Below are 401 nucleotides of genomic sequence, written 5' to 3'. Positions count from 1 at the left end.
TTCCTTCCAGGAGGTACATAAAGTTGATATCCCGTTTGCATGCCTTTTGGATATCCCTGCTTGAGTAGGTTCGATTCATTACTGCATAGATGACGAGTTTCAGCATCTGACGCGGCGTTGCCTGATTTTTTCTGATCCTGCTGTAAGTTTTATACAGTTCAGAAAGGTCCATTTCCTCCACAAAGGCACTTACCAGACGAACTGGATCATCAGATGGAATAGAAATCTCTAAATCCAGCGGAAGTTTGATTTGATAATACAGAGAAAAAGAGGTATAATCTCTCTGTATTATTTTGTTTAGTCGCATAAACTGATTATACCACGAACGCCGGGCTTTTCGAAGCTCGGCGTTTTGTGTTGGGAATATGAAATGAGCTGCCGCACGTTAGTGCGACAGCCCC

1 protein-coding gene is annotated in these 401 nt (G+C 42.9%); it reads right to left on the bottom strand.

What is annotated here, in order from left to right; genetic code table 11:
• Positions 1–307, bottom strand: a 307-nt coding sequence (locus tag GPK90_RS19790; RefSeq protein WP_215703094.1) for a transposase, incomplete at its 3' end; no start/stop codon positions are given.
• Positions 308–401 lie beyond the last annotated feature (94 nt).

Origin of the sequence: Clostridium sp. MCC344, from assembly GCF_018785365.1 — a bacterium.
GTDB lineage: Bacteria > Bacillota > Clostridia > Lachnospirales > Lachnospiraceae > Pilosibacter.
The sequence above is the reverse complement of the archived record's forward strand: the minus strand, read 5'-3'. Positions and strand labels throughout refer to the sequence as shown.